This window comes from Micromonospora chersina (assembly GCF_900091475.1).
GTDB lineage: Bacteria > Actinomycetota > Actinomycetes > Mycobacteriales > Micromonosporaceae > Micromonospora > Micromonospora chersina.
Map to the genome: position 1 here is coordinate 3,836,968 of NZ_FMIB01000002.1, position 22,361 is coordinate 3,859,328.

Below are 22,361 nucleotides of genomic sequence, written 5' to 3' on the forward strand. Positions count from 1 at the left end.
GATCACGCACCCATGGCGGAGGAGACACCGGTCGTTTTCCTGGGCAAACCGCCGCACGGCGTGTCCGGGATCGGACAGCCGGCGGGGTTGCGCCGGAGGGTCAGCCGTGCGTCGCCGGCCACTCGGCCGCCGGCACGGCCCGCGGCCGGTCCCCGACCAGCTCCGCGAGCCGGGCCACCCGGCGCCGGCCGGTGATCCGGTACGCCGGCCCGCCCTCCTCCGCCTCCACGAACGCGGCCGGCAGCCCCACCGCGGCGAGCGCGGCGCGCACCGGGGGCCAGCACTCCTCGTCGGCCGGGCCGAGCCGGAGCCGGAACCCGGCCGGGTCGGCCGCCCCCGCGGCGGCGAGCCAGAGCCGCAGCCGCCGCCCGTTGAGGTGGAACCGCGCCGGGGGCCGCTTCACCGTCCCCCGCAGCCAGGCCAGGGCGAGCGGGGCCAGCGTGGTGGCGTACGCGGTGCGCACCAGGTGCCGACCGTCCTCCGTCGGCTCCCAGCTCGCCGGGATCCCCCGGGCGCCCAGCTCGGCCACCAGCACGTGCACCCGCCAGGCGGCGTCCACCACCACGGCGACCCGGGCCGTCCCGCCCATCCGCACCACCTCCCCGGGCCCGGCGAGCAGGCCGGCGAGGTCGGACAGCGACGGGTCGGCCGCCTCGGTGGAGAACAGCGAGGGCTGGCGGGCCGGGTTCTGGGAGGGAGGGGTCAGCGACACTCCGGGACCTCGTCGAAGGCCTCTTTGAGCTCGGTCGAGTTGAGTTTGCTGGTGTCCAGCGCGCTCGCGTCGTACTCCTTGTTGAGCGTGTCCACGGCGGCCCGCACCCCGTCGTAGAAGGGACCGGCCTGAGCGGTGTCCAGGCGTTCGATGGTGTCCCGGGCCCGCCCGTACGCGTCCCGCACCTTGCTCAGCGACGCGCGGAACCCGGCGGAGATCTCGTCGCCGTGGTCGGTCTCCGGCACGCCCGCCTCCTCGACCTTGCGCCGGGCGGTCTCGCTGGCCTGCTCGGCCCCGGCGAAGAGCCGGACCAGGTTCTCCTTGGCCTGCGCGGGGGTGGTCTGCGCGGTCATCTGCTGCTGGGTGCTGCTGGTCAGCTTGTTGATCTCGGCGCGCCACGGGCTGAGCGCCTGGCAGACCGACGCGGCCCAGGCCTGCGGGCTGGGGCCGCCGCAGCCGGCGACGACGAGGACCAGCGTGGCCAGGACCACCGTGAGCTTTCCGGCGGTTGCCGCCCGGCGCGTACGCATGCGAAGCAGCGTACGACCTCCCGGTGGAAGTGCCACCGGTCAGGTTTCGTGCACGGGACCGCCGGACGGCACGGTTCCCGGCCGGCTGAGGGCCGACCGGGAACCGTCGCGTCGTCCGGGTCAGGCGTTGACCGTCTCCGGGCGCTGGTCCGGGGTGCCGGCGCCGCTGTCGGAGTCCGCCATCGCCACGCCCTTGCGCTTGCTGAACACCACGGCCGCCACGATGATCAGCGCGGCCACCACGGCGATCGCGATGCGCAGCGCGGGGTTCTTGTCGTCGCCCACGCTCCAGGCCACCACGGCCGGGGCGATCAGCAGCGAGACCAGGTTCATCACCTTGATCAGCGGGTTGATCGCCGGGCCGGCGGTGTCCTTGAACGGGTCACCGACGGTGTCGCCGATGACGGTCGCGGCGTGCGACTCGGAGCCCTTGCCGCCGTACGCGCCGTCCTCGACCAGCTTCTTGGCGTTGTCCCAGGCGCCACCGGAGTTGGCCAGGAAGACCGCCATCAGCGTGCCGGCACCGATCGCACCGGCCAGGTAGCTGGCCAGCGCGCCCGGGCCGAGGCCGAAGCCGACCGCGATCGGAGCGAGGATGGCCAGCAGGCCGGGGGTCATCAGCTCGCGCTGCGCGTCCCGGGTGCAGATGTCGACGACCTTGCCGTACTCGGGGCGCTGGCTGCGGTCCATGATGCCGGGCAGCTCACGGAACTGCCGGCGGACCTCCATCACCACGGCGCCGGCCGAGCGGGACACCGCGTTGATGGCCAGGCCGGAGAAGAGGAAGACCACCGCCGCGCCGATGATGAGGCCGACCAGGTTGCGCGGGTTGGCCACGTTCAGCGAGTTGAGGATCTCGGCGCCGACGTCGCCGACGCCCGCGTCCTCGTACGAGGAGCGCAGCGTGTCGGTGTACGAGCCGAACAGCGCGGTCGCGGCCAGCACCGCGGTGGCGATCGCGATGCCCTTGGTGATCGCCTTGGTGGTGTTGCCGACGGCGTCCAGCTCGGTGAGCGTCCGCGCGCCGTGCTCGTCGATGTCACCGGACATCTCGGCCACGCCCTGCGCGTTGTCCGAGATCGGGCCGAAGGTGTCCATGGCGACGATGACGCCGACGGTGGTGAGCAGGCCGGTGCCGGCCAGCGCCACCGCGAACAGCGACAGGGTGATGGAGCTGCCGCCGAGCAGGAAGGCGCCGAAGACGCCCGCGCCGATCAGCAGCGCCGAGTAGACCGCCGACTCCAGGCCGACGCTGATGCCGGCGAGGATGACGGTGGCCGGGCCGGTCTGGGAGCTCTTGCCGATGTCCTGCACCGGGCGCCGGTTGGTCTCGGTGAAGTAACCGGTGAGCGCCTGGATCGCGGCGGCCAGCACGATGCCGATGACCACCGCGCCGATGGCAACCAGGCGCGGGTTGCGGTCGACGTCGGTCAGCCCGCCCTCCAACTCGCCGAAGGTCGCCGGCAGGTAGGCGAACGCCGCGATCGCCACCAGCACCGCGGAGATCACCGCGGAGAGGTAGAAGGCCCGGTTGATGGCGGTCAGGCCGTTGCGGTCGCTGGTGCGCAGCCGGGTGATGAAGACGCCGACGATCGCGACCAGCACGCCGATGGTGGAGATGATCAGCGGGAAGACCAGGCCGTCCTCGCCGAACGCGGCGCGGCCCAGGATCAGCGCGGCGACAAGCGTGACCGCGTACGACTCGAAGAGGTCGGCGGCCATGCCGGCGCAGTCACCGACGTTGTCGCCCACGTTGTCGGCGATGGTGGCGGCGTTTCGCGGGTCGTCCTCCGGGATGCCCTGCTCGACCTTGCCGACCAGGTCGGCGCCGACGTCGGCGGCCTTGGTGAAGATGCCGCCGCCGACCCGCATGAACATGGCGAGCAGCGCGGCGCCGAAGCCGAAGCCCTCCAGCACGGTCGGGGCGTCACCCTTGAACAGGATGACGACGAGCGCCGCGCCGAAGAGGCCGAGACCGACGGTGAGGAAGCCGACCACGCCACCGGTCCGGAAGGCGATCTTCATGGCGCCCTCGCGCCCGCCTTCCCTCTCCCGGGCGGCCGCGGCGACCCGCAGGTTGGCGCGGGTGGCCAGCCACATGCCGGCGCCCCCGATGAACGCGCTGAACAGCGCGCCCACCACGAAGAAGGCCGACCGGCCGATCTTCACGAGGGTCTCGTTGCCGTCGGTGTCGTGCACCGGCAGCAGGAAGAGCAGCACGACGGCGATCACGACGAAGATCGCCAGGGTGCGGAACTGCCGCAGCAGGTACGCGGACGCGCCCTCCTGCACCGCCCCGGAGATCTCCTGCATGTTCGTGGTTCCCGTACCGGCCGCCAGGACCGCCCTGGTGAGGGCGGCCGCGAAGACGAGCGCCACCAGCGCGATGACCGCGGCGATGACGACGTACGTCACGTTGGCTCCGGTAAGGGACAGTGCGCCGCCGTCGGCGGCCAAGGTCCCGGACATCTATGTCCTCCTGTACCGAACAACTCGCGCCGGCCAGTGGAGACGCACGGACCGACGCCTGGATGCGGACTCGCCAGCGCGCCAACCCACTGCGGCGGACCGTTCCCGCTGGCTGCGGGACAGATCACTTGCTGACAACCCGCGTACTGTAGCCCTCCGACGTGTTGGAGGTCACACCGAGGGGGCACCCTGTCCCGATGATCTTCGTCGCTGTGTTATGCGAGGAAATCTGATATATAGAGCGGTCAACGCGACGAGGCCGCGTCCCCGAGGGGAACGCGGCCTGCGGCAGAACAGGGTCAGGCGCGGCCGACCGGCCACACCATCCGGACCTCGGTGCCGACGCCCTCGTCGACCGGGCGGACCTGGAGGTCCTCGACGAAGCCGGCGAGCAGGGCGAAGCCCACTCCGGTGGTCAGCGCGTCCTCGCTGAGCGACTCCTTGGCCAGCTCGTCCGGGGGCAGCGCGGCGAGACCGATGCTCGCCTCGATCGGGGCGCGGTCCACCACCCGCACCGTGTACGCCCCGCTGTCGGACATCTCCACGTACACCGGGTCGGGCAGCCCGTACTGCCGGTGCAGCGCGACCGCCCGGGTGCACGCCTCACCGATGGCCAGGCGCACCTCATCGAGGAGGTCCTCGCGGACCCCGGCCCGGCGGGCCACCGCGACGCCCACCAGCCGTGCGGTGCGGACGTGCACCGGCGCCGGGGAGAACGAGAGCTTGACGGTCGCCATCACGCGCCGGCGCCGGTCGCGTCGGCGTCGATCGCCGCGTCGACCGTGGGGTGCAACGGGAAGACCTGGTCCAGGGCGGTGATCCGGAAGATCTTGAGCAGCGGCTCCTTGTCGCAGACCAGCGCGAACGAACCGCCGGCCGAGCGGAGCCGCTTGAGCGCGCCGACCAGCACGCCGAGGCCTGTCGAGTCCAGGAAGTCCACCCGGCCCAGGTCCACCACCACCCGGCGGGCACCGCCGTCGATCAGCTCCAGGAGCCGTTCCCGCAGGCGCGGCGCGGTGTAGACGTCCACCTCACCGCCGACCTCGAGCACCGTGTGCTCCCCCACGGTGCGGGTCGCCAGCGACAGCTCCATCGGCCCCTCCTCGGTAAGCTCTCCTGGGCATCTAACCATCCCGCCGAATGGCCCCTTCCAGGTCACCGGCGAAGGCTTCCCCTTACCCCCACCCCCGGTTTCCAATTCCGAACACCAGTGCGAGAGTGCAGGACGTGACGTCACCGGCCACCGTATCGGCGGGCAGTGGTCCCGGCCGGTCGCCGGGCGAGCTGCTCCGCCGGTTGCGCCTGCGGCACGCCGCCGACCCGGTCACGCACGTCGAGCGGGTGCCGGCCCGGGCCGGGGAGCCGGCGCCCTGGCCGGACTGGGCCCCCGACGAGCTGCGGGAGGCGTTCGCCCGGCGTGGCGTGGTCGCCCCGTGGCGGCACCAGGCCGAGGCCGCCGAGCTGGCGTACGCGGGGAAGCACGTCGTGGTCGCCACCGGGACGGCGTCCGGCAAGTCGCTGGCGTACCAGCTCCCGGCGCTGGGCACCCTGCTCGCCGACCCACGCGCCACGGTGCTGTACCTGGCCCCGACCAAGGCGCTCGCCGCCGACCAGCTCCGCGCCGTCGCCGGCCTGGAACTGGAGGGGGTACGCCCCGCCACCTACGACGGGGACACCCCGCGCACCGAGCGGGAGTGGATCCGGCGGCACTCCCGGTTCGTGCTGACCAACCCCGACATGCTGCACCACGGCATCCTGCCCGGGCACGCGCACTGGTCCGGTTTCCTGCGCCGGCTCGCGTACGTGGTGGTCGACGAGTGCCACACCTACCGGGGCGTGTTCGGCTCGCACGTGGCGCACGTGCTGCGGCGGCTGCGCCGGCAGTGCGCGCGCTACGGGCGTACCCCCGTGTTCGTGCTGGCCTCGGCCACGTCGGGCGACCCGGCGACGGCGGCCGGGCGGCTCACCGGTCTCCCCGTCGCCGCCGTCACCGAGGACGCCTCGCCGCGCGGCGGGGTGACCTTCGCGCTGTGGGAGCCGCCGCTGCTGCCCTCCTCCGACGTCCCGTCCCCGGAGGCCGACCTTCTCCAGGTGCGGCGGTCGGCGCTGCGGGAGACGGCCGACCTGCTCGCCGACAGCGTCATCGAGGGGGTACGCACGCTCGCCTTCGTCCGGTCCCGGCGCGGCGCCGAGGTGGTGGCCGCGAACGCCCGGCGGGCCCTCGACGAGGCGGTGCCCGGGCTGGGCGACCGGGTGGCCGCCTACCGGGCCGGCTACCTGCGCGAGGAGCGCCGCGAGCTGGAACGCGCCCTGCTGCACGGCGACCTGCTGGGGCTCGCCTCCACCAACGCGCTGGAACTCGGCGTCGACCTGGTCGGCCTGGACGCCGTGCTCATCTGCGGCTGGCCGGGGACCCGGGCCTCGCTGTGGCAGCAGGCCGGCCGGGCCGGCCGCTCCGGCGACGAGGCCCTCGCGGTCCTTGTGGCCCGGGACGACCCGCTCGACACCTACCTGGTGCACCACCCCGAGGCGCTGTTCGGGCGGCCCGTCGAGGCGACAGTGCTCGACCCGGCCAACCCGTACGTGCTCGCGCCGCAGCTCGCCTGCGCCGCCCACGAGGCGCCGCTCACCCCGGCCGACCTGGAACTCTTCGGCGAGGGCGCGAAGGAGGCCGTCGACTCGCTCGTCGAGGCGGGCGCGCTGCGGCAGCGCCCCACCGGCTGGTACTGGCGGCACCGGGAACGCCCCGAGGTCGACCTGCGCGGCGAGGGCGGGGCGCCGGTCTGCGTGGTGGAGGAGTCCACCGGGCGGCTGCTCGGCACGGTCGACGGCGGCTCCTCGCACTTCCTGCTCCACACCGGCGCCGTCTACCTGCACCAGGGCGTCTCGTACGTGGTCGACTCGCTCGACCTGGCCGACGGGTGCGCGCTGGTGCACGCCGAGGAGCCGGACTGGTCCACCCACGCCCGGGACGTCACCTCGCTGTCCGTGGTGTCCGTCCGGTCGTACGTGGACGCCGGGCCGGTCGGGCTCTTCCTCGGCGAGGTGGACGTGACCAGCCAGGTGGTGTCGTACCAGCGGCGGCGGATCGCCACCGGCGAGGTCATCGACACCCGGCCGCTGGACCTGCCGGCCCGGGAACTGCGCACCGTCGCGGTCTGGTTCACCCTCTCGCCGGAGTCGCTGGCCGCGGCCGGCGTGGAGGCCGCTGACATCCCGGGAGCGCTGCACGCCGCCGAGCACGCCGGGATCGGCCTGCTGCCACTCATGGCGACCTGCGACAGGTGGGACATCGGTGGCCTCTCCACCGCCCTGCACCCGGACACCGAGGCGCCCACCGTGTTCGTCTACGACGGCCACCCGGGCGGGGCGGGCTTCGCCGAGCGGGCGTACGGGACGGCCGCCGCCTGGCTGCGCGCCACCCGGGACGCGATCGCGGAGTGCGGGTGCGAGTCGGGGTGCCCGTCCTGCGTCCAGTCCCCGAAGTGCGGCAACGGCAACAACCCGCTCTCCAAGCCGGACGCGGTAAAGGTCCTGGACGTGGTCCTCGCCAACCTCGCGGCGGTCTCGGCCCCGGGCGGGACGGTGCTGCCGCGGCAGGAGGGGCGGGCCGGGGGCTGACCTCCTGGGTGGTGGGACGCGTGCATGAGGAGGGCGACGGCGGGGCATTGATGCATGGGAGCGCTTCCATGTCCCCGAGATTCTTCGCGCCGGGAGGTACAGCCGTGGCCGACACGATCGCCGAGACCGTCGACCTGCTCTACACGATCGACCAGGAGAACCTCACCCCCGACCAGCAGATCGCGCTGGGCGCCGCGCTCGCCGGCCTGGCGCAGGCGGAGCGCCTGGAGCAGATCAACGAGCGCCTGCGCGGCATCCACCAGGTGCTCAACGCCTGGGCCATGAAGGCGACAGTCGACGGCGGCCGCTGACCGACGGCCCGCAGGGGTGGACGGCGGTCGATCGGATCACCGGCCGGAACACGCCGGCCACGGGCGGGCGGTGACGGCCGGGCTGTGCGAGACTCCGGCGTTCGCCTCTTCAAGGAGATCAGATGCAGCTCGACAGCTTGCAGGCCCAGCAGCGGTTCATCGTCCGCCAGCGGATCCGGATGATGGTCAACCAGTACGAGGTCCACTCCGTGGCGCCGGACGGCTCCGAGGGTGGGCTGCTCGCGTTCGCGCAGCAGAAGCGGCTCGCGTTCAAGGAGCAGGTGACCATCTACACCGACGACTCCAAGCAGTACCCCCTGCTCGGCTTCAAGGCCCGGCAGCGCCTCGACCTCGGCGCCACGTACGACGTGACCGACCACGCCGGCACCCCCATCGGCCTGTTCCGCAAGGACTTCGCCCAGTCGCTGCTGCGCTCCACCTGGCACGTCGAGCAGGCCGGCCTGCCGCAGATCACCGGGCAGGAACGCAGCCTTCCGGTGGCCCTGCTGCGCCGCTTCGTCGACTCGCTCTCCTGGCTGCCCTACCACTTCGACTTCGTGGCCAACGGCCAGCCGGTGTTCTCGGTCGACAAGAAGTGGGGCCTGCGCGACCGGTACGTCGTCGACATCCACCACCCGCAGATCGACCGGCGACTGGTGATCGCCATGGCGGTCGGCCTGGACGCCCTCCAGTCCCGCTGACGCAAACAGTTCGGCCGGCAGGTGTCGAGGCGGCCGGTGTCGAGGCGTGGTCTTCCGCCCCGACACCGGCCGCAGTCGTGAAGGCGGCGGCACGCACCGCTTTGCGCCGACTGTGATCGTCAGCCTCGGGCCGGGCCGGCACGGGAGGTGGCGGTCGCCGCGCGGGTCAGCCAGGGCAGTGGGGTGACCGTCACCTCCATGGTCACGACGATGTCGAGACCGTCGAGCCGGCAGGCCGTCAACCGGCCGCCGTTGGCCGCCCCCAGGTCGGCGGCCCGTCCACACGCGGCAGCGGCGCCTTCGAGGACCCGGGCGGCACCCGCGAGCGCCCCGAAGTCGGCGGCGTTCCGGGCCTGGTGGCGTGCGCACCGGGCCGCGCCGAGCCCGGCGCCGAGGAGCCCGACCAGCACGAGCACCAACCCGACCGCGAGCAGGTACAGGGTCGCTCCGCCCCGGTCGGCGCCCTCGTGCAGCCGCCGGCCGACCGCCCTCGTAGCCCAGCCTGGGCACCATCCCGCTGGACGAGGCGGGCGGCCCGTGTCGCACGCGGTCACGGGTGCGGTCCGGGGGAACCGGGTTCGACCGCGGCCACCGCCGTGCCCGACACGGTGAGCCGGGGCAGCCGGGCGCCGAAGCTCCGGACCGGTGCCCGCACGGTCGCGGTGACGCGGTCGCCGGCCACCGTCACCGAGACGTCCGCGCCGGCCGGGGCGTACCGGGAGCCGGCGGCCGACCCGGGTTCGCCGCGGGCGGCGGCGAGCGCCGCCTCCCGGGCCGCGTCGACGCAGCCAGCCCGTGTGGTCACTGCGTCGACCGCGGTGAGACCGGCGAAGAGGAGAAGCATCAGCGCCGGCAGGCCGGCCGCCAACTCGGCCGTGAACGAGCCCCGCTCCCGCGCACCCCACTGCCGCCGCCCGGCAGTCCGTCCCCGCTGAACGGCCCCGCTGACCAGGTCGTTGCCAGGGCCACGGCCACGGCCACGGCCACGGCCGCTGGAGGGTGGGCACAGGTCGGGGCCGGATCGGCGGCCGGCCCACCGGCGACCTGTCACTTCAAGGCCCGGTCGATGACGGCGGTGAGCGCGGACTGCACGTTGCCGGAGGTGAGCACCTTCAGCAGGATCCCCGCGAAGGCGACCGCCGCGAGGGTGCCCACGGCGTACTCGGCCGTGTTCATTCCGGCGTCGCCGCGCAGGCGGGTGAGGAGTTTGCGCATGTCGTACTCCCTTTCTCGGGGGTTCAGAGCACGTCGCCGAGGACGGCGACGATCACCGGCACCAGACCGGCGAGAATGAAGGCGGGCAGGAAGCAGAGCCCGAGCGGCAGCACGATGAGCACCCCGGCCCGCCGGGCGGCAGCCTCGGCCGCGGTCGATCGGTCGGACCGCAGGTCGTCGGCGAGCCGGGTGAGCGCGCCGGCCAGCGCCGCGCCGCTGCTCGACGAGCGGATCGCGCCGGTCACCAGGCGCTCCGCGCCGGGCACGGGTCCCAGGTGCTCCCACGCCTCGGCCGCCGTGCCGCCGAGTTCCAGCGTCCGCCCCACCCGACCGAGCCGGTCGGCGAGCGGTCCACCGAGCGCGTCGGCGACCGCCAGCACCGAGCGGTCCACCGGTGCGCCGGCCCGGAGCGCGGCGGCCAGCAGGTCGGCGGCGAGGGGCAGGTCGGCCGCCTCGCGCAGCCGGCGGTCGCGGACGGCCCGCGGCTCGATCCGCCGCAGCAGTCGGTCGGCGGTCACCCCGGCCAGCGCCCCGACGAGCACGCCCGCCCAGCCACCCACCACGACCAGCACGGCCACCCCCGCGAGGCCGGCGCCGAGCCGGATCCGGTCCGGCCACCAGGCCGGGCGGTTCCACTCCGCCGGCCGGTTGGGGACGAGGAGGCGCAGCCGCCGCGCCGGACGGGTGGCGGGTCCGGACACGACAAGGAGCAGCGCCGCCCCGGCCAGGCAGGCGGCGGCCACCACCGGACGGGACATCAGGCGGCCCGCCCGGGCGCCGCGCCGAGCCGCTCCGCCCAGATCAGCCCGCCGATCTGCAACGCGACGGCTGCGACGGCGCTGCCGCCACCGACCGGGGTGTGCAGGAGCACGGCGACCGGGTCGACACCGATGGCGTACCCGAGCCCGATCCCGCCGAGCGGCAGCCCGGCGAGCAGCCACGCGGTCGCCCGGGCACCGGCCGCCTGCGCGGCGGCGGCCGCCAGGCCCCGGTCCGCCGCCCGGGCGTCGGCCTCGACCCGTTCGAGCAGCTCGGCCAGGGGCGCCCCGGTGCGGTCGGCCAGCCGGACGGCGGCTCGCGCCAACCTGGCGACTCGTCGCGGACCGTCGCCGATCGCCCCGCCGGGCGGCAGCCCGGCCCGCAGGTCGGCGGCGAGCGCGCCGAGCTGGTCCAGGTCGCGGCGGTGGGCCCGGTCGGCCGCCCGGCGGAGCCGCCGGCGCCGCACCGCCCGTGCCGCGAGCGTGCCGTAGGCGGCCAGCACCACCGCGGCCACCGGTCCGCCGAGCAGCGCTCCGGCCCCGGCGCCGACCACGGCGGCCGCCGGCAGGGCGGTTCGCCCGGCGAGCGGAGCACGAGCGACCCCGTGGGACGACGGGGGGTCGGGTGTGGAGGTGGCGGCCACCGACCGCCAGGACCTGAGCCCGACGGCCAGCCGGAACGTGCCGTCGGCGGCGAAGGCGACCAGCCGAGGCCGGATGGCGCGACCGGTGCGGAGCCGAGCGGTGGTCCACCGCGACCCGGGCGTGGGATCGGCTGGAACCGGAGGGGTGGCCGGTCGGGACCGGGCCGGGTGATCGGTGGAAGCCAGGAGTGCGGTGCGTCCGGTCCGGTACTCACGGGCCGCGCGGAGGAGCCCGGACGGTGGACGGGTCGGGTCCCGCCGGCCCGGCGGGCGGCCCGGAGGGGGACGGTCGGCGGGAGGTCCGGTCATCGTCGCCCGCGGCTGTAGGCCGCTGAGGTGAGGCGTCCGCAGCATCGGTCCCGGCCCCGCCCCGGAACAGGCTCGCATCGTCGGCACTTCGTCACGACCAGGTCGGTTCCTCAGGTCGAGGACGGCGTGCCGGCGGGTCCGGCCGGCGCGTACCGGCCAGGCGACCGCCGCGGCGGCACCGGCCAGGAGAACGGCCACCAGCCACACCGGGCCGGTCACGACGGGCCCGCCGAGCCGGGCCACGCCGCGCAGAGGATCGGTGGCACCGCCACCCCCCGCTCGCGCAGCAGGGCGCCGAGTGGTCGGGCCGCGAGCCCGAGCCCGCGACCGCGTAGCCAGGCCGGGACCACGGTGACCATCCGGTCGGGTCCCTCGGGCAGGAGCAGGCTGACGGACTCCAGCACCCGGCCCTCGGTGGTCCGCCGAACCTGCAGGAGGACCTGGAGCGCGGCGGCGACCTGGGCGTGCAGGGCGGCCCGGGGCAGGCCACCGAGCATCCCGAGCGCCTCCAGCCGGGCCGGTACGTCCGTCGCGGCGTTGGCGTGCAGCGTCCCGGCCCCGCCGTCGTGGCCGGTGTTCAACGCGGCGAGCAGGTCGACCACCTCGGCGCCCCGGCACTCGCCCACCACCAGCCGGTCCGGCCGCATCCGCAGTGCCTGCCGGACCAGGTCGCTGAGCCCGACCGCCCCGGCGCCCTCCACGTTGGACGTGCGGGCCTGGAGGCCGATCACGTGCGGGTGCACGGGTCGCAGCTCGGCCGCGTCCTCCACGAGCACGATCCGCTCGGTGCCCGGCACCAGCCCGAGCAGCGTGTTGAGCAGGGTGGTCTTGCCGGAGCCGGTCCCGCCCGTGACCAGGTACGCCAACCGGGCGGCCACCATGGCGGCGAGCAGCGGGGCTACCGGCCGGGGCACGGCGCCCTGCCGGACCAGTTCGTCGAGGGTGAACGGCCGCTGCCGGAAGGTGCGCAGCGACAGGTAGGGCCCGTCGGTCGCCACGGGTGACAGCACGGCGTGCAGCCGGGTGCCGTCGGGCAGCCGGGCGTCGGCGTACGGGGAGGCGTCGTCGAGCCGGCGGCCGGCCGCGGCGGTGAGGCGCTGGGCCAGTCGGCGGACGTCGTCGACGGTGCCGAGTGGCACGGCTACCTGGTGCAGGCCCCGTCCCCGGTCGACCCAGACCCGGGTGCCGTTCACCAGAACGTCGGTGACCTGCGGATCGGCCAGCAACGGCGCGAGCGGGCCGGCGCCGACGAGGTCGTCGTGGACCCGGTCGGCGATCCGCAGCAGGGCGGTGTCCCCGAGCACGGCCGCGTCCGGCTCGGCGCGTACGGCGGAGACGACGGCCGCGGGCGTGACCGGGGTGGCCTCGGCGGCGAACCGGTGCCGGACCCGGGCGGCGAGTTCCCCGGCGTCGGCCGGCCCGGTCATGCCGCACCCGCCGTGGGCACGTCGGCCAGCCCGTCGAGGAGCCGCTGGCAGAGCACGGCGAGCGGGCCCTTGCCGGTGGCGGCGGGCGCCTCGCCGCGTTCCAGCCCCCGGCAGAGCCCGGGCTCGGGCCGGAGTGTGCCGGCCAGCGGCAGCCCGAGCGCCCGGGCCACCTCGCCGGCCCGGAGCCGGCCGGGTGCGGGACCCCGCACGACCACCGCCAGGTCGGCGCAGTGCGGGGCGGCCACGGCGACGACCCGGGCCGCGGCGGCGGTGGCGCGCAGCTCGGCCGGTACGACGACGAGTGCCCGGTCGGCCGCCTGGAGGGCGACCACGGCCGCGTCGTCCAGGTGCCGGGGCAGGTCGAGGACGACCACGTCGCGACCTCGGCGGGCGGCGTCGACGGTGGCGGCCATCGCCTCGGCCGGCAGGTGCCGCAGGGCACCGCGGTCCCAGGAGAGGACGACCAGGTCGCCCCGGCTGGGCAGGGCCCGGACCAGCGACGGCGGGTCCACCCGGCCGTCGGTGCCGGTGAGGCCGGGCCAGCGCAATCCTTCGAGCTGTTCCCAGCCGAGCACGAGGTCGAGGCCGCCCCCGAGCGGGTCGGCGTCCACCAGCAGGGTGCGCAGCCGGGCCCGGGCCGCCGTGACGGCGAGGCCCCCGGCCAGCACGCTGGCGCCGGCACCGCCCCGCCCGCCGAGCACCGCCACGACGCGGGCGGGGCCGCCGCCGGGCAGGTCGACGGCGCACTCGGCGAACCGGTCGACCAGCCAGGGCTCGGCCGCGGGCAGGGTGGCGACGTGCTCGGCGCCGATCAGCTCGGCGACCTGCGTACCCGGATCGAGCTGGCCGGAGCGACCGACCAGCACCGTGCGGGGCCGGCGCGGCAGACGGGCCCGCAGGCACGCCTGGGCCTGGTCGGCGCCGACCAGCACCAGCGGCGCGGGCGTCCAGCGGGCCCGCGCGGCGGCGGGGTCGGCGGCCAGCTCGACCTCGGTGCCGCCCGCGGCGGCGAGCCGCAGCAGTTCGTCGAGGAGGTCGCCGTCGGCGGTGACGAGGAGGGGCAGCCGGCGGTACGGCGGCAGCGGGGTACGGGGCGGCATGGCGGCCTCCAGCGGTCGGACTCGGACGTGCCGCGGAGCAGCCTGCCGGCGGGATCGGCGCACCGGAGCCCGTCCGGGCGGCCCTGTGGACGACGGGTGCGGCTGTGGACAGCCCTCGGACGCCGAGACGATCTGCTATGGCCGGCAGGCGCCGCCACCGTCCCTTGTGAACGCATTTGTCGGTGCGGTGTAACGACGTCGGTCGTTCCTGCGGTAATTGACTGACGGCAATATCGGGCGATCAGACGCCCGATGTCCGACGCAGAGAGGAACGGGGATGCAGGGAACCTGGCGGAGGGCGGCCCTCGCGGCCAGCCTGTCGATCACGGGGGCGCTGGGCGGGCTGGCTGCCGCCGCGCCGGCACAGGCACAGACTGTGGAGTCCGGCTCGGTCTCCTTCAGCGGAGACCCCGGTGACTACATCACCGGCGGCGGGTCGTACGCGTACGCCACCGGCAACGGCGACCAGCTCACGACGAACGCGTCGACCGACAACAGCCACGTGTCGGTAAACGTCAACGGCTACAACGGCGACTGGTGGTACCTGGACTTCGACGCCCCGGGCAGCCAGCCGCTGACCCCGGGCACCTACGACAACGCGACCCGCTACCCGTTCAACGGCGCCGGCCCCGGCCTCAGCCTGGACGGCAACGGGCGCGGCTGCAACGAACTGACCGGCACCTTCACCGTCATCAACGCGGTGTTCGGGCCGAACGGCTACGTGCAGACCTTCGACGCCACCTTCGAGCAGCACTGCGAGGGTGGCGTGGCGGCGGCCCGGGGCGAGGTGCACATCGCCAACCCGCCGGCCCCCGCCCCGCTCGACCTGGAACTCGGCGTCGCCACCGACGGCACGGCCAGCACGATCAGCGGCAAGGCGATCGTGCACGGCACGGTGAGCTGCAACCAGCCGACCTCCGTCACGGTGAGCGGCGTGGTCGACCAGGTGGTCAAGAAGGTGCTGGTCCGCGGCCGCTTCTCGGCCCTGGTCAGCTGCACGCCGGGGGCGCCCGTGGCGTGGACGGCCGCGGCCACCCCCATCGACACCACGCCGTTCGGCAAGGGTGCCGCCGAGGTCAGCACCGACGCGACCGGCTACGACAACGAGTACCAGCAGTACGTCACGGTCTACGACACCTCGATCGTGAACCTGTCCAAGTCCTGACGGACCGGTGACGCGGGCGGCCGGGCCGACCACGGCCCGGCCGCCCGTGGGCCACCCGATGTCCGAGCCGGATCATTTCCGGAAAGGGACGACCCCCGTCGGGGGGAGACGGGGGTCGTCGTGAGGTTCGGCTCCGGGGGGGTCGAGCCGAACCCACTCAGCGGTCACGGGGGGTGCAACCGCCGAGGGTCCATATTCGTGGCTGTCGACGGGACGTGAACTCTCGTCGCGAGCACAAGCATGCCGCAATGGACCCTTATACGTCGAGTGGTGTTCACTCCACGCAACGCTAATTTATGGCCCACAGGTGTGACAGCCGTCACTCTCATGGGTACACCCGCCGGACCGGGCGACTTCCGGAGGACCCGGGGGACCAGCCGAACGTGCCCCGTCGGGCTAGACTTTCGCGCCGTGGGCCGGAGTGCCGCTTTCTTCGATCTCGACAAGACCGTCATCGCCAAGTCGAGCGCACTGGCGTTCGGTCGGCCGTTCTACCGGGACGGGCTGATCACTCGCCGTGACGTGGTCAAGTCGGCGTACGCGCAGCTGATGTTCCGGCTGGGCGGCACCGACGAGCAGACCATGGCCCGGACCCGGGACTATCTCGCCACGCTCTGCAAGGGCTGGCCGGTGGAACAGGTCCGCCAGATCGTCGCGGAGACGCTGCACGAGCTGATCAACCCCTACGTGTACGCCGAGGCCGCCGCCCTCATCGAGGAGCACCAGGCCGCCGGGCGGGACGTGGTGCTGGTGTCCGCCTCCGGCGAGGAGATGGTCCGTCCCATCGGCGAACTGCTCGGGGTGACCGACGTGATCGCCACCCGGATGGCGGTGGCGGACGGCCGCTACAGCGGCGAGGTCGAGTTCTACGCGGCCGGCCCGCGCAAGGTCGACGCCGTCGGCGAACTGGCTCTCGAACGGGGCTACGACCTCGCCGACTCCTATGCCTACTCCGACTCGTACAGCGATCGGCCGCTGCTGGAGTGCGTGGGCCACCCGACCGTGGTCAACCCGGACCGGGCGCTGCGCCGGCTGGCCGTGGAGAACTCGTGGCCGGTGCTGGAGTTCCGGCACCCGGTGCCGCTGGGCCGGCGCCTGCGGGAGCGTCCCGCCGTGCCGGTCGCCGCGGCGGCCCTGGGCGTGGGCGTCGGCGTGGCCATCGGCATCGCCTGGTACGGCCGGCACCGCCGCACCCGCGCCGCCGCCACCCCCACCGTCTGAGGCCGCGCCGAGCAGCGCGGCGGTTCAGGACGCGGCGAGGATCTCGTCGCCGATGAGCGTGATCTGCTCCGCGCCGACCTCCACGGCGGCCATGTAGTGGCGCAGCCAGGAACGCAGCCCGTCGGGGGTGCCGGTGGCGAAGGCGCCGGCCGCGCCGACGTACTCGGGCTCGCGCTCCCGGTGGCCGACGTCGACGGCGACCAGCCCGCGCGGGTCGAACCCGGTGGAGATCAGCACCAGGCGGGCGGCGGCCCGCGCCACCACCCCGGAGGGGCCGGCGAACGGGCGCAGGTTCAGCAGCTCGCCGTGCACCACGGCGGCCAGCACCAGCGGCGGCACCTTCGTGCCCCCGGCCACCAGCGCGGCCAGCCCGTCGAGGCGGGCCGCCACCACCGGGTCGGCCACCGGGCGACCCAGCTCGGCCTCGGCGACCACGTCGCGGGCCGCGAGCACGTGCAGCCGGGCGAGGGCCTGGCGCGGAGCCTTCGGCCAGAGGTCGCTCAGCCCGGGCAGCGCCCCGGCCACCCGCAGCGCGCCCTGGAGCAGCGGGTCGGTGACGGTCCCCGCGCGTACCTCCTCGCGGTCGTGGACGCGGCCCTCCAGCGCGGCGCTGGCCACGGCCGAGCGGAGGCTGACCTCGGCGGCGACCTGGCCGCCCTGGCGGCGCAGCGCGCGGTGCCGGTGGGCCTGGTCGACCCGGTCGCGGGCCCGCTCGACGGCGGGCGCGATGTCGGCGAGCGCGAGCAGCGGGGCGAGCGGGTCGGTGGTCACCCCGCCACGCTAGCGATCCCCGCACCCCGCCGGAGCGCCAGCCGCCGGGAAGCGACGCGAACCACTCTCCTCTGCTGCTCGGCGCGCCCGGAGGGCCACTGGGCGCGTGACGGGTGACCGGGCGGTCGCGGCGGGGGGCGGGCCGGGACTAACCTCACCCGGGTAGGAGACGCAGGTCACGCGATGAAGGAGTCACCGCATGAGCGAGGCATTGGCCAACTTGCTGAACGAGACGCGCCAGTTCCCGCCGCCGGCCGAGCTCGCCGCGAACGCCAACGTGACCGCTGACGCGTACGCCGAGGCGGCCGAGGACCGGCTCGCCTTCTGGGAGCGCCAGGCCGGGCGGCTGCACTGGGACCGGCAGTGGAACCAGGTGCTCGACTGGTCGAACGCGCCCTTCGCGAAGTGGTTCGTGGGCGGCCAGCTCAACGTGGCGTACAACTGCCTGGACCGGCACGTGGAGGCCGGGCGCGGCGACAAGGTGGCGATCCACTGGGAGGGCGAGCCGGGTGACACCCGCACCGTCACCTACGCGGACCTGCACAAGCTCACCTGCCAGGCGGCGAACGCGCTGACGGAGCTGGGCGTCACGGCCGGCGACCGGGTGGCCATCTACCTGCCGATGATTCCCGAGGCGGCGGTGGCGATGCTCGCCTGCGCCCGGATCGGCGCCACCCACAGCGTGGTCTTCGGCGGTTTCTCGGCCGACGCGCTGACCAACCGCATCCAGGACGCCAGCGCCAAGGTGGTGATCACCGCGGACGGCGGCTTCCGCCGGGGCAAGCCGTCCGCGCTCAAGCCGACCGTCGACGAGGCGGTGGCCAACTGCCCGTCGGTGGAGCACGTGCTGGTCGTCCGCCGCACCGGCGAGGAGGTCGCCTGGTCGGCGAAGGACCACTGGTGGCACGAGACGGTGGAGACCGCCTCGCCGGAGCACACCGCCCAGCCGTTCGACGCCGAGCACCCGCTCTTCATCCTCTACACCAGCGGCACCACGGCGCGACCCAAGGGCATCCTGCACACCACCGGCGGCTACCTCACCCAGACGTCGTACACCACGCACGCGGTCTTCGACCTCAAGCCGGAGACGGACGTCTACTGGTGCACCGCCGACATCGGCTGGGTCACCGGGCACTCCTACATCGTCTACGGCCCGCTCTCCAACGGCGCCACCCAGGTCATGTACGAGGGCACCCCGGACACCCCGCACAAGGGCCGGTTCTGGGAGATCGTCGACAAGTACAAGGTCACGATCCTCTACACCGCGCCGACCCTGATCCGCACCATGATGAAGTGGGGCGAGGACATCCCCGCCGGCTACGACCTCTCCTCGCTGCGCCTGCTGGGCAGCGTGGGTGAGCCGATCAACCCGGAGGCGTGGATCTGGTACCGGCAGTACGTCGGCCGGGGCGAGCTGCCCGTCGTCGACACCTGGTGGCAGACCGAGACCGGCGCGATCATGATCTCCCCGCTGCCGGGCGTCACCGAGGCCAAGCCCGGCTCGGCGATGACCCCGCTGCCGGGCATCGTCGCCGACGTGGTCGACGACCAGGGCCAGTCGGTGCCCAACGGCGGTGGAGGCTACCTCGTGCTCCGCGAGCCGTGGCCGTCGATGCTGCGCACCATCTGGGGCGACGACAACCGCTTCATCGAGACCTACTGGTCGCGCTTCGGCGCCGGCGCCAACCAGGGGGGCGACTGGGTCTACTTCGCGGGTGACGGGGCGAAGAAGGACGACGACGGGCACATCTGGCTGCTCGGCCGGGTCGACGACGTGATGCTGGTGTCGGGCCACAACATCTCCACCACCGAGGTGGAGTCGGCGCTCGTCAGCCACCCGTCGGTGGCCGAGGCGGCGGTGGTCGGCGCGACCGACCCGACCACCGGCCAGGCGATCGTCGCGTTCGCCATCCCGCGCGGCAGCACGGAGATCTCCGGTGCGGCCGGCGAGCAGCTCATCGCCGACCTGCGCAACCACGTGGCCAAGACGCTCGGCCCGATCGCGAAGCCGCGCCAGATCATGCTGGTGCCGGAGCTGCCGAAGACCCGCTCCGGCAAGATCATGCGCCGGCTGCTGCGGGACGTCGCGGAGCACCGGTCCCTCGGCGACGTCACCACGCTCCAGGACTCCTCGGTGATGGACATGATCTCCTCGGGCATGGGGGCCGGAAAGTCCGACGAGGACTGAGCGCAGACGTACCCCTGACGGTGGGTGGCGGTCCGGACGGGCCGCCACCCACCGTCGTTCTGTTGAGACACCTGTCGGAAATTCGGTGGAGGCCGTCCAGGCTGATCGGCCAGAGGCTATGTCGCCCCCTGTCGATGCGGGCCCTCTTCGGTTAGGTTCGCCGCATCGGACCGGTTCGACGGGCGTCGCTACGACGCGCGACCGGCCGGCTCCCCCTCCCATGCCCTACGAACGGAGTGGCATGCACACATTTCCGCAGTCCGGGTCACGCCGACGCCTACTCGTCGCGCTGCCCGCCATCGCCCTCGCCGCCACGTCGCTGACCGTGACGGGCAGCGCGGCCGCCCAGACGTCCGGTGCCGCCCGGGCAACCATCGGGGCGGACGACTACTACATCAACTACGCCGAGCCGGAGGTTCAGCCGGACACGGCGGGCAAGGAGGTCAAGGGCAAGGACGGGGTCTACTCCAGCCCGGTCGACGCGGCGCGGGCCTACGACCGCAAGTTCGCGGGCGGCAACCCGAAGGCCGCGCGGGAACTGGCCAAGCTCGAGGCCAAGGCGATCAAGACGGGGCAGAGCCCCCGCCAGATCAAGCAGGCCAAGGGCACCCAGACCGCCAAGCTGCTGACCCTGCTGGTGGAGTTCAACGACCAGGCGAACGACGACTTCACCAACGTGTACGTGCCCAAGACGGTCTTCGAGGACCGGAGCTGCGTCCTCGGCACCGTGCAGAACGGCCCGAAGCACAACACGATCCCCAACCCGGCCAGCCTGCCGCACAAGGACAACAACTCGATGTGGGTGCCGGACTTCTCCCCGGCGCACTACGACAAGATGCTCTACACCAAGGAGGGCATCACCGACCGGGTCCGCACGGACCTGACCGGGCCGGACGGCAAGCCGGGCATCGACATCTCCGGGCGCACCATGCACAACATGTACCTGGAGATGTCCAAGGGCGCGTACACGGTGGACGGGCAGGCCAGCCCGTGGATCACCGTGCCGCACTCGGAGGGCTGGTACGCGGCGTCCCGCTGCTTCCAGGACGAGAACGGCAACTGGGTCGCCGGTCGTGAGCAGTCGATGAACGGCCACCCGGACAACCCGCAGGGCGCCGGCCGGCTCGCCACCGACGCGGTGGACGCGCTGGCCAAGATGGACCCGAACTTCCCGTGGGCCGACTACGACATCGAGGACCAGGGCGACGCCGACGGCGACGGCAACGTCAACGAGCCGGACGGCGTGATCGACCACCTGGTGCTGGTGCACGCCAACCAGGGCAAGTCCCGCGGCGGCGGCGACGTGGGTGTCTACTCGGTCTGGGCGCACTCCTCGACCGTGGCCGGCGGCTACACCATCCCGGGCACCAACAAGAAGGTCGCGAACTACATCGTCCAGCCGGAGGACGCCGGCGTCGGTGTGTTCGCCCACGAGTACGGCCACGACCTGGGCCTGCCCGACCTCTACGACACCTCCGGCAACGCCGACTCGGACGTCGACTTCTGGGACCTGATGGCCTCGGGGTCGCACACCGGTGAGATCTTCCAGGCGCTGCCCACCCACATGGGCCTCTGGGACAAGTGGGTGCTCGGCTGGGCCGACCCGTTGCAGCTGAACCCGGGCGACGACCCGCGTGACGTGCAGCTGGGCCAGACCTCGAACACCCCGGTCGGCACCAAGGACGGCATCAAGGTCAACCTGCCGAACAAGGTGATCACCCTGGCGCAGCCGCACAGCGGGGCCAACATGTGGTACTCCGGCGCCGACCAGGACTGGGCGGACGTCAAGCTGAGCCGCACGGTGACCGTCCCGAACGCCGCGGACGCGAAGTTCTGGATGTGGAACAACTACGTCATCGAGGCGGACTGGGACTACGGCTTCCTGGAGGTCTCCACGAACGGTGGCGCCACCTGGTCCGAGCAGAAGGTCTACGACGCCACCGGCAAGCTCGTCACCACCAACGACGGGTACGCCGACCCGAACGGCCGGATGGTCGACTTCGGCGGCAAGAAGTACGGCCTGACCGGCAGCACCGGCGGCTGGCGCCACGACTACGTCGACCTGTCCGCGTTCGCCGGGCAGACCGTCCAGGTCCGGCTGCGGTACGCCACCGACGAGGCGTTCGTCGAGCGCGGCTGGTTCGCCGACGACTTCTCGGTCACCGGCGGCGGCGCCACCACGTGGAGCGACGACGTCGAGGGCGGCGCCAACGGCTGGACCCAGACCGGCGGCACCTTCACCGACACCACCGGCGCCGGCTGGCACGTCGACTCGGGCACCCAGACCAAGGCGCACTACTACCTGGCCGAGTGGCGCAACTTCGACGGCTTCGACAAGGGCCTGAAGTACGCGTACGACACGGTCTACTCGCACGAGGCGTGGAAGGTCGACCGGATCTCGTACAACGCCCCGGGCATGCTGGTCTGGTACCGGGACACCGTGCTCGGCGACGTCAACCACGTCACCGCGCAGATGACCGCGCTGCCCAGCTACGGGGCCAAGGGCGGGCTGCTGATCGTCGACTCGCACAACGACCCGCTGCGCCGGCAGGGCGAGGCGGCCGTCAAGGACCCGTCGGTGCTGGACAACCTGCCCAGCCGCCCGCAGTCGTCCAACGCGGCCTTCTCGCTCGGCTCCTCGTACCCCTTCAAGGAGTGCCTGGAGGCGGCCGGCGAGCCGTACAGCGAGTACTGCACCAACTTCCCGGCCCAGGGTCCGGTGCGGGCGTTCAGCGACGGCAAGGGCTGGTACCCGGGCATCGAGATCCGCAACGGCTCCGCGTACGCCCGGGACAACGACGCCTCGGTCGTCATCCCGTCGCGGGGCAACGCGAAGTACACCACCCGGGTGACCAACCCCGACGGCTCGCCGGCGACGGCGTACTACGGGGCCACCCTGGGCGGCGGGGCGATCGTGCTCGGCACCGGCAACCCCGGTGACGCGGGCGTCGCGTACGGCGTCTCGATCACCATCAAGCGGGCGGCCGCGGACAACTCGTACGCCACGGTGTACGTGACCCCGGCAACCCCGTGACCTGACACGCCGAAGGGCGCGTCGGAACCACACGACGGGGCCCGTCTGGAGCACACTGCTCCGGGCGGGCCCCGTCCGTCTTACGCGCCGGCAATTTTTCTCCGCGACCGTGTGACATTTTCGCGGGCTCCTGCGCTCCCCTTTGGGGACCTCATAATCGCCGTTACTCAACGTGATCGTGGCCA

20 protein-coding genes are annotated in these 22,361 nt (G+C 73.6%); 7 read left to right on the plus strand and 13 right to left on the minus strand.

What is annotated here, in order from left to right:
- Nucleotides 1–100 precede the first annotated feature (100 nt).
- The 5 genes from GA0070603_RS17770 to GA0070603_RS17790 all read right to left on the minus strand — a co-directional run bounded on the left by GA0070603_RS17770 (nucleotide 101) and on the right by GA0070603_RS17790 (nucleotide 4,804).
- Complete coding sequence (locus tag GA0070603_RS17770) at nucleotides 101–712, minus strand: hypothetical protein (protein WP_091315183.1); 612 nt, start codon at nucleotides 710–712, stop codon at nucleotides 101–103.
- Complete coding sequence (locus tag GA0070603_RS17775; RefSeq protein WP_091315187.1) at nucleotides 703–1,242, minus strand: hypothetical protein; 540 nt, start codon at nucleotides 1,240–1,242, stop codon at nucleotides 703–705. Before GA0070603_RS17775 ends, GA0070603_RS17770 begins: the two co-directional genes overlap by 10 nt.
- A gap of 120 nt (nucleotides 1,243–1,362) precedes the next feature.
- Nucleotides 1,363–3,711 carry a sodium-translocating pyrophosphatase gene (locus GA0070603_RS17780; RefSeq protein WP_091315190.1) on the minus strand — a complete coding sequence of 783 codons (2,349 nt, stop codon included), beginning with the start codon at nucleotides 3,709–3,711 and terminating at the stop codon, nucleotides 1,363–1,365.
- A gap of 299 nt (nucleotides 3,712–4,010) precedes the next feature.
- Nucleotides 4,011–4,448 (minus strand): ATP-binding protein, encoded by a 438-nt coding sequence (locus GA0070603_RS17785; protein WP_091261158.1) that lies wholly within the window; start codon nucleotides 4,446–4,448, stop codon nucleotides 4,011–4,013.
- Nucleotides 4,448–4,804 carry an STAS domain-containing protein gene (locus GA0070603_RS17790; RefSeq protein WP_091261160.1) on the minus strand — a complete coding sequence of 119 codons (357 nt, stop codon included), beginning with the start codon at nucleotides 4,802–4,804 and terminating at the stop codon, nucleotides 4,448–4,450. The genes GA0070603_RS17785 and GA0070603_RS17790 overlap by 1 nt, the downstream gene beginning before the upstream one ends.
- A gap of 47 nt (nucleotides 4,805–4,851) precedes the next feature.
- Between GA0070603_RS17790 and GA0070603_RS17795 the strand changes: the two genes are divergently transcribed.
- From GA0070603_RS17795 to GA0070603_RS17805, 3 genes are all read left to right on the plus strand, one after another.
- Nucleotides 4,852–7,332 carry a DEAD/DEAH box helicase gene (locus GA0070603_RS17795; protein ID WP_244282552.1) on the plus strand — a complete coding sequence of 827 codons (2,481 nt, stop codon included), beginning with the start codon at nucleotides 4,852–4,854 and terminating at the stop codon, nucleotides 7,330–7,332.
- 104 nt (nucleotides 7,333–7,436) lie between these two features.
- A complete protein-coding gene (locus GA0070603_RS17800; protein WP_091315198.1) occupies nucleotides 7,437–7,643 on the plus strand; it encodes a hypothetical protein in 207 nt (68 codons plus the stop codon).
- A gap of 122 nt (nucleotides 7,644–7,765) precedes the next feature.
- Nucleotides 7,766–8,344 carry an LURP-one-related family protein gene (locus tag GA0070603_RS17805; protein ID WP_091315200.1) on the plus strand — a complete coding sequence of 193 codons (579 nt, stop codon included), beginning with the start codon at nucleotides 7,766–7,768 and terminating at the stop codon, nucleotides 8,342–8,344.
- A gap of 119 nt (nucleotides 8,345–8,463) precedes the next feature.
- Here the strand turns inward: GA0070603_RS17805 and GA0070603_RS17810 are convergent, their stop codons facing one another.
- The 7 genes from GA0070603_RS17810 to ssd all read right to left on the minus strand — a co-directional run bounded on the left by GA0070603_RS17810 (nucleotide 8,464) and on the right by ssd (nucleotide 13,797).
- A complete protein-coding gene (locus GA0070603_RS17810; RefSeq protein WP_091322060.1) occupies nucleotides 8,464–8,817 on the minus strand; it encodes an Rv3654c family TadE-like protein in 354 nt (117 codons plus the stop codon).
- Nucleotides 8,818–8,894: 77 nt separating this feature from the next.
- Nucleotides 8,895–9,296: a TadE family type IV pilus minor pilin gene (locus tag GA0070603_RS17815; RefSeq protein WP_091322061.1), complete on the minus strand. Its 402-nt coding sequence runs from the start codon at nucleotides 9,294–9,296 to the stop codon at nucleotides 8,895–8,897.
- Nucleotides 9,297–9,391: 95 nt separating this feature from the next.
- A complete protein-coding gene (locus GA0070603_RS17820) occupies nucleotides 9,392–9,559 on the minus strand; it encodes a DUF4244 domain-containing protein (protein WP_013283643.1) in 168 nt (55 codons plus the stop codon).
- A 23-nt stretch (nucleotides 9,560–9,582) separates the two neighbouring features.
- On the minus strand, nucleotides 9,583–10,317 hold the full coding sequence (locus tag GA0070603_RS17825; RefSeq protein ID WP_091315203.1) for a type II secretion system F family protein: 735 nt from the start codon (nucleotides 10,315–10,317) through the stop codon (nucleotides 9,583–9,585).
- A complete protein-coding gene (locus GA0070603_RS17830) occupies nucleotides 10,317–10,961 on the minus strand; it encodes a hypothetical protein (protein WP_425270449.1) in 645 nt (214 codons plus the stop codon). The genes GA0070603_RS17825 and GA0070603_RS17830 overlap by 1 nt, the downstream gene beginning before the upstream one ends.
- 524 nt (nucleotides 10,962–11,485) lie before the next feature.
- Nucleotides 11,486–12,697, minus strand: coding sequence for a TadA family conjugal transfer-associated ATPase (locus tag GA0070603_RS17835; RefSeq protein WP_091315206.1), 1,212 nt, complete (start codon nucleotides 12,695–12,697; stop codon nucleotides 11,486–11,488).
- Nucleotides 12,694–13,797, minus strand: coding sequence for a septum site-determining protein Ssd (ssd, locus tag GA0070603_RS17840; protein WP_091315208.1), 1,104 nt, complete (start codon nucleotides 13,795–13,797; stop codon nucleotides 12,694–12,696). The genes GA0070603_RS17835 and ssd overlap by 4 nt, the downstream gene beginning before the upstream one ends.
- Before the next feature lie 277 nt (nucleotides 13,798–14,074).
- Here ssd and GA0070603_RS17845 point away from each other — a divergent pair, with 277 nt between their 5' ends.
- Both GA0070603_RS17845 and GA0070603_RS17855 read left to right on the plus strand, forming a co-directional pair.
- The gene (locus tag GA0070603_RS17845; protein ID WP_091315211.1) at nucleotides 14,075–14,962 is read left to right on the plus strand and encodes a hypothetical protein; all 888 of its coding nucleotides are present in this window, start codon (nucleotides 14,075–14,077) and stop codon (nucleotides 14,960–14,962) included.
- Nucleotides 14,963–15,373: 411 nt separating this feature from the next.
- Nucleotides 15,374–16,183 carry an HAD family hydrolase gene (locus GA0070603_RS17855; protein WP_091315214.1) on the plus strand — a complete coding sequence of 270 codons (810 nt, stop codon included), beginning with the start codon at nucleotides 15,374–15,376 and terminating at the stop codon, nucleotides 16,181–16,183.
- Between the two features lie 24 nt (nucleotides 16,184–16,207).
- Here the strand turns inward: GA0070603_RS17855 and GA0070603_RS17860 are convergent, their stop codons facing one another.
- On the minus strand, nucleotides 16,208–16,954 hold the full coding sequence (locus GA0070603_RS17860) for a Fic family protein (protein WP_091315217.1): 747 nt from the start codon (nucleotides 16,952–16,954) through the stop codon (nucleotides 16,208–16,210).
- A gap of 199 nt (nucleotides 16,955–17,153) precedes the next feature.
- On the opposite strand from GA0070603_RS17860, the gene acs reads away from it, so the two are divergent.
- Both acs and GA0070603_RS17870 read left to right on the plus strand, forming a co-directional pair.
- Nucleotides 17,154–19,142 carry an acetate--CoA ligase gene (gene acs, locus GA0070603_RS17865; RefSeq protein ID WP_091315220.1) on the plus strand — a complete coding sequence of 663 codons (1,989 nt, stop codon included), beginning with the start codon at nucleotides 17,154–17,156 and terminating at the stop codon, nucleotides 19,140–19,142.
- 241 nt (nucleotides 19,143–19,383) lie between these two features.
- On the plus strand, nucleotides 19,384–22,176 hold the full coding sequence (locus GA0070603_RS17870; protein WP_091315224.1) for an immune inhibitor A domain-containing protein: 2,793 nt from the start codon (nucleotides 19,384–19,386) through the stop codon (nucleotides 22,174–22,176).
- Nucleotides 22,177–22,361 lie beyond the last annotated feature (185 nt).

What these genes read in the sequence shown, in the direction of transcription:
- GA0070603_RS17790 (WP_091261160.1), bottom strand. Translation starts at nt 4,804, where the DNA reads ATGGAGCTGTCGCTGGCGACCCGCACCGTGGGGGAGCACACGGTGCTC.
- GA0070603_RS17805 (WP_091315200.1), top strand. Translation starts at nt 7,766, where the DNA reads ATGCAGCTCGACAGCTTGCAGGCCCAGCAGCGGTTCATCGTCCGCCAG.
- ssd (WP_091315208.1), bottom strand. Translation starts at nt 13,797, where the DNA reads ATGCCGCCCCGTACCCCGCTGCCGCCGTACCGCCGGCTGCCCCTCCTC.
- acs (WP_091315220.1), top strand. Translation starts at nt 17,154, where the DNA reads ATGAGCGAGGCATTGGCCAACTTGCTGAACGAGACGCGCCAGTTCCCG.
- GA0070603_RS17780 (WP_091315190.1), bottom strand. Translation starts at nt 3,711, where the DNA reads ATGTCCGGGACCTTGGCCGCCGACGGCGGCGCACTGTCCCTTACCGGA.
- GA0070603_RS17820 (WP_013283643.1), bottom strand. Translation starts at nt 9,559, where the DNA reads ATGCGCAAACTCCTCACCCGCCTGCGCGGCGACGCCGGAATGAACACG.
- GA0070603_RS17835 (WP_091315206.1), bottom strand. Translation starts at nt 12,697, where the DNA reads ATGACCGGGCCGGCCGACGCCGGGGAACTCGCCGCCCGGGTCCGGCAC.
- GA0070603_RS17775 (WP_091315187.1), bottom strand. Translation starts at nt 1,242, where the DNA reads ATGCGTACGCGCCGGGCGGCAACCGCCGGAAAGCTCACGGTGGTCCTG.
- GA0070603_RS17870 (WP_091315224.1), top strand. Translation starts at nt 19,384, where the DNA reads ATGCACACATTTCCGCAGTCCGGGTCACGCCGACGCCTACTCGTCGCG.
- GA0070603_RS17845 (WP_091315211.1), top strand. Translation starts at nt 14,075, where the DNA reads ATGCAGGGAACCTGGCGGAGGGCGGCCCTCGCGGCCAGCCTGTCGATC.
- GA0070603_RS17825 (WP_091315203.1), bottom strand. Translation starts at nt 10,317, where the DNA reads ATGTCCCGTCCGGTGGTGGCCGCCGCCTGCCTGGCCGGGGCGGCGCTG.
- GA0070603_RS17785 (WP_091261158.1), bottom strand. Translation starts at nt 4,448, where the DNA reads ATGGCGACCGTCAAGCTCTCGTTCTCCCCGGCGCCGGTGCACGTCCGC.
- GA0070603_RS17795 (WP_244282552.1), top strand. Translation starts at nt 4,852, where the DNA reads ATGGCCCCTTCCAGGTCACCGGCGAAGGCTTCCCCTTACCCCCACCCC.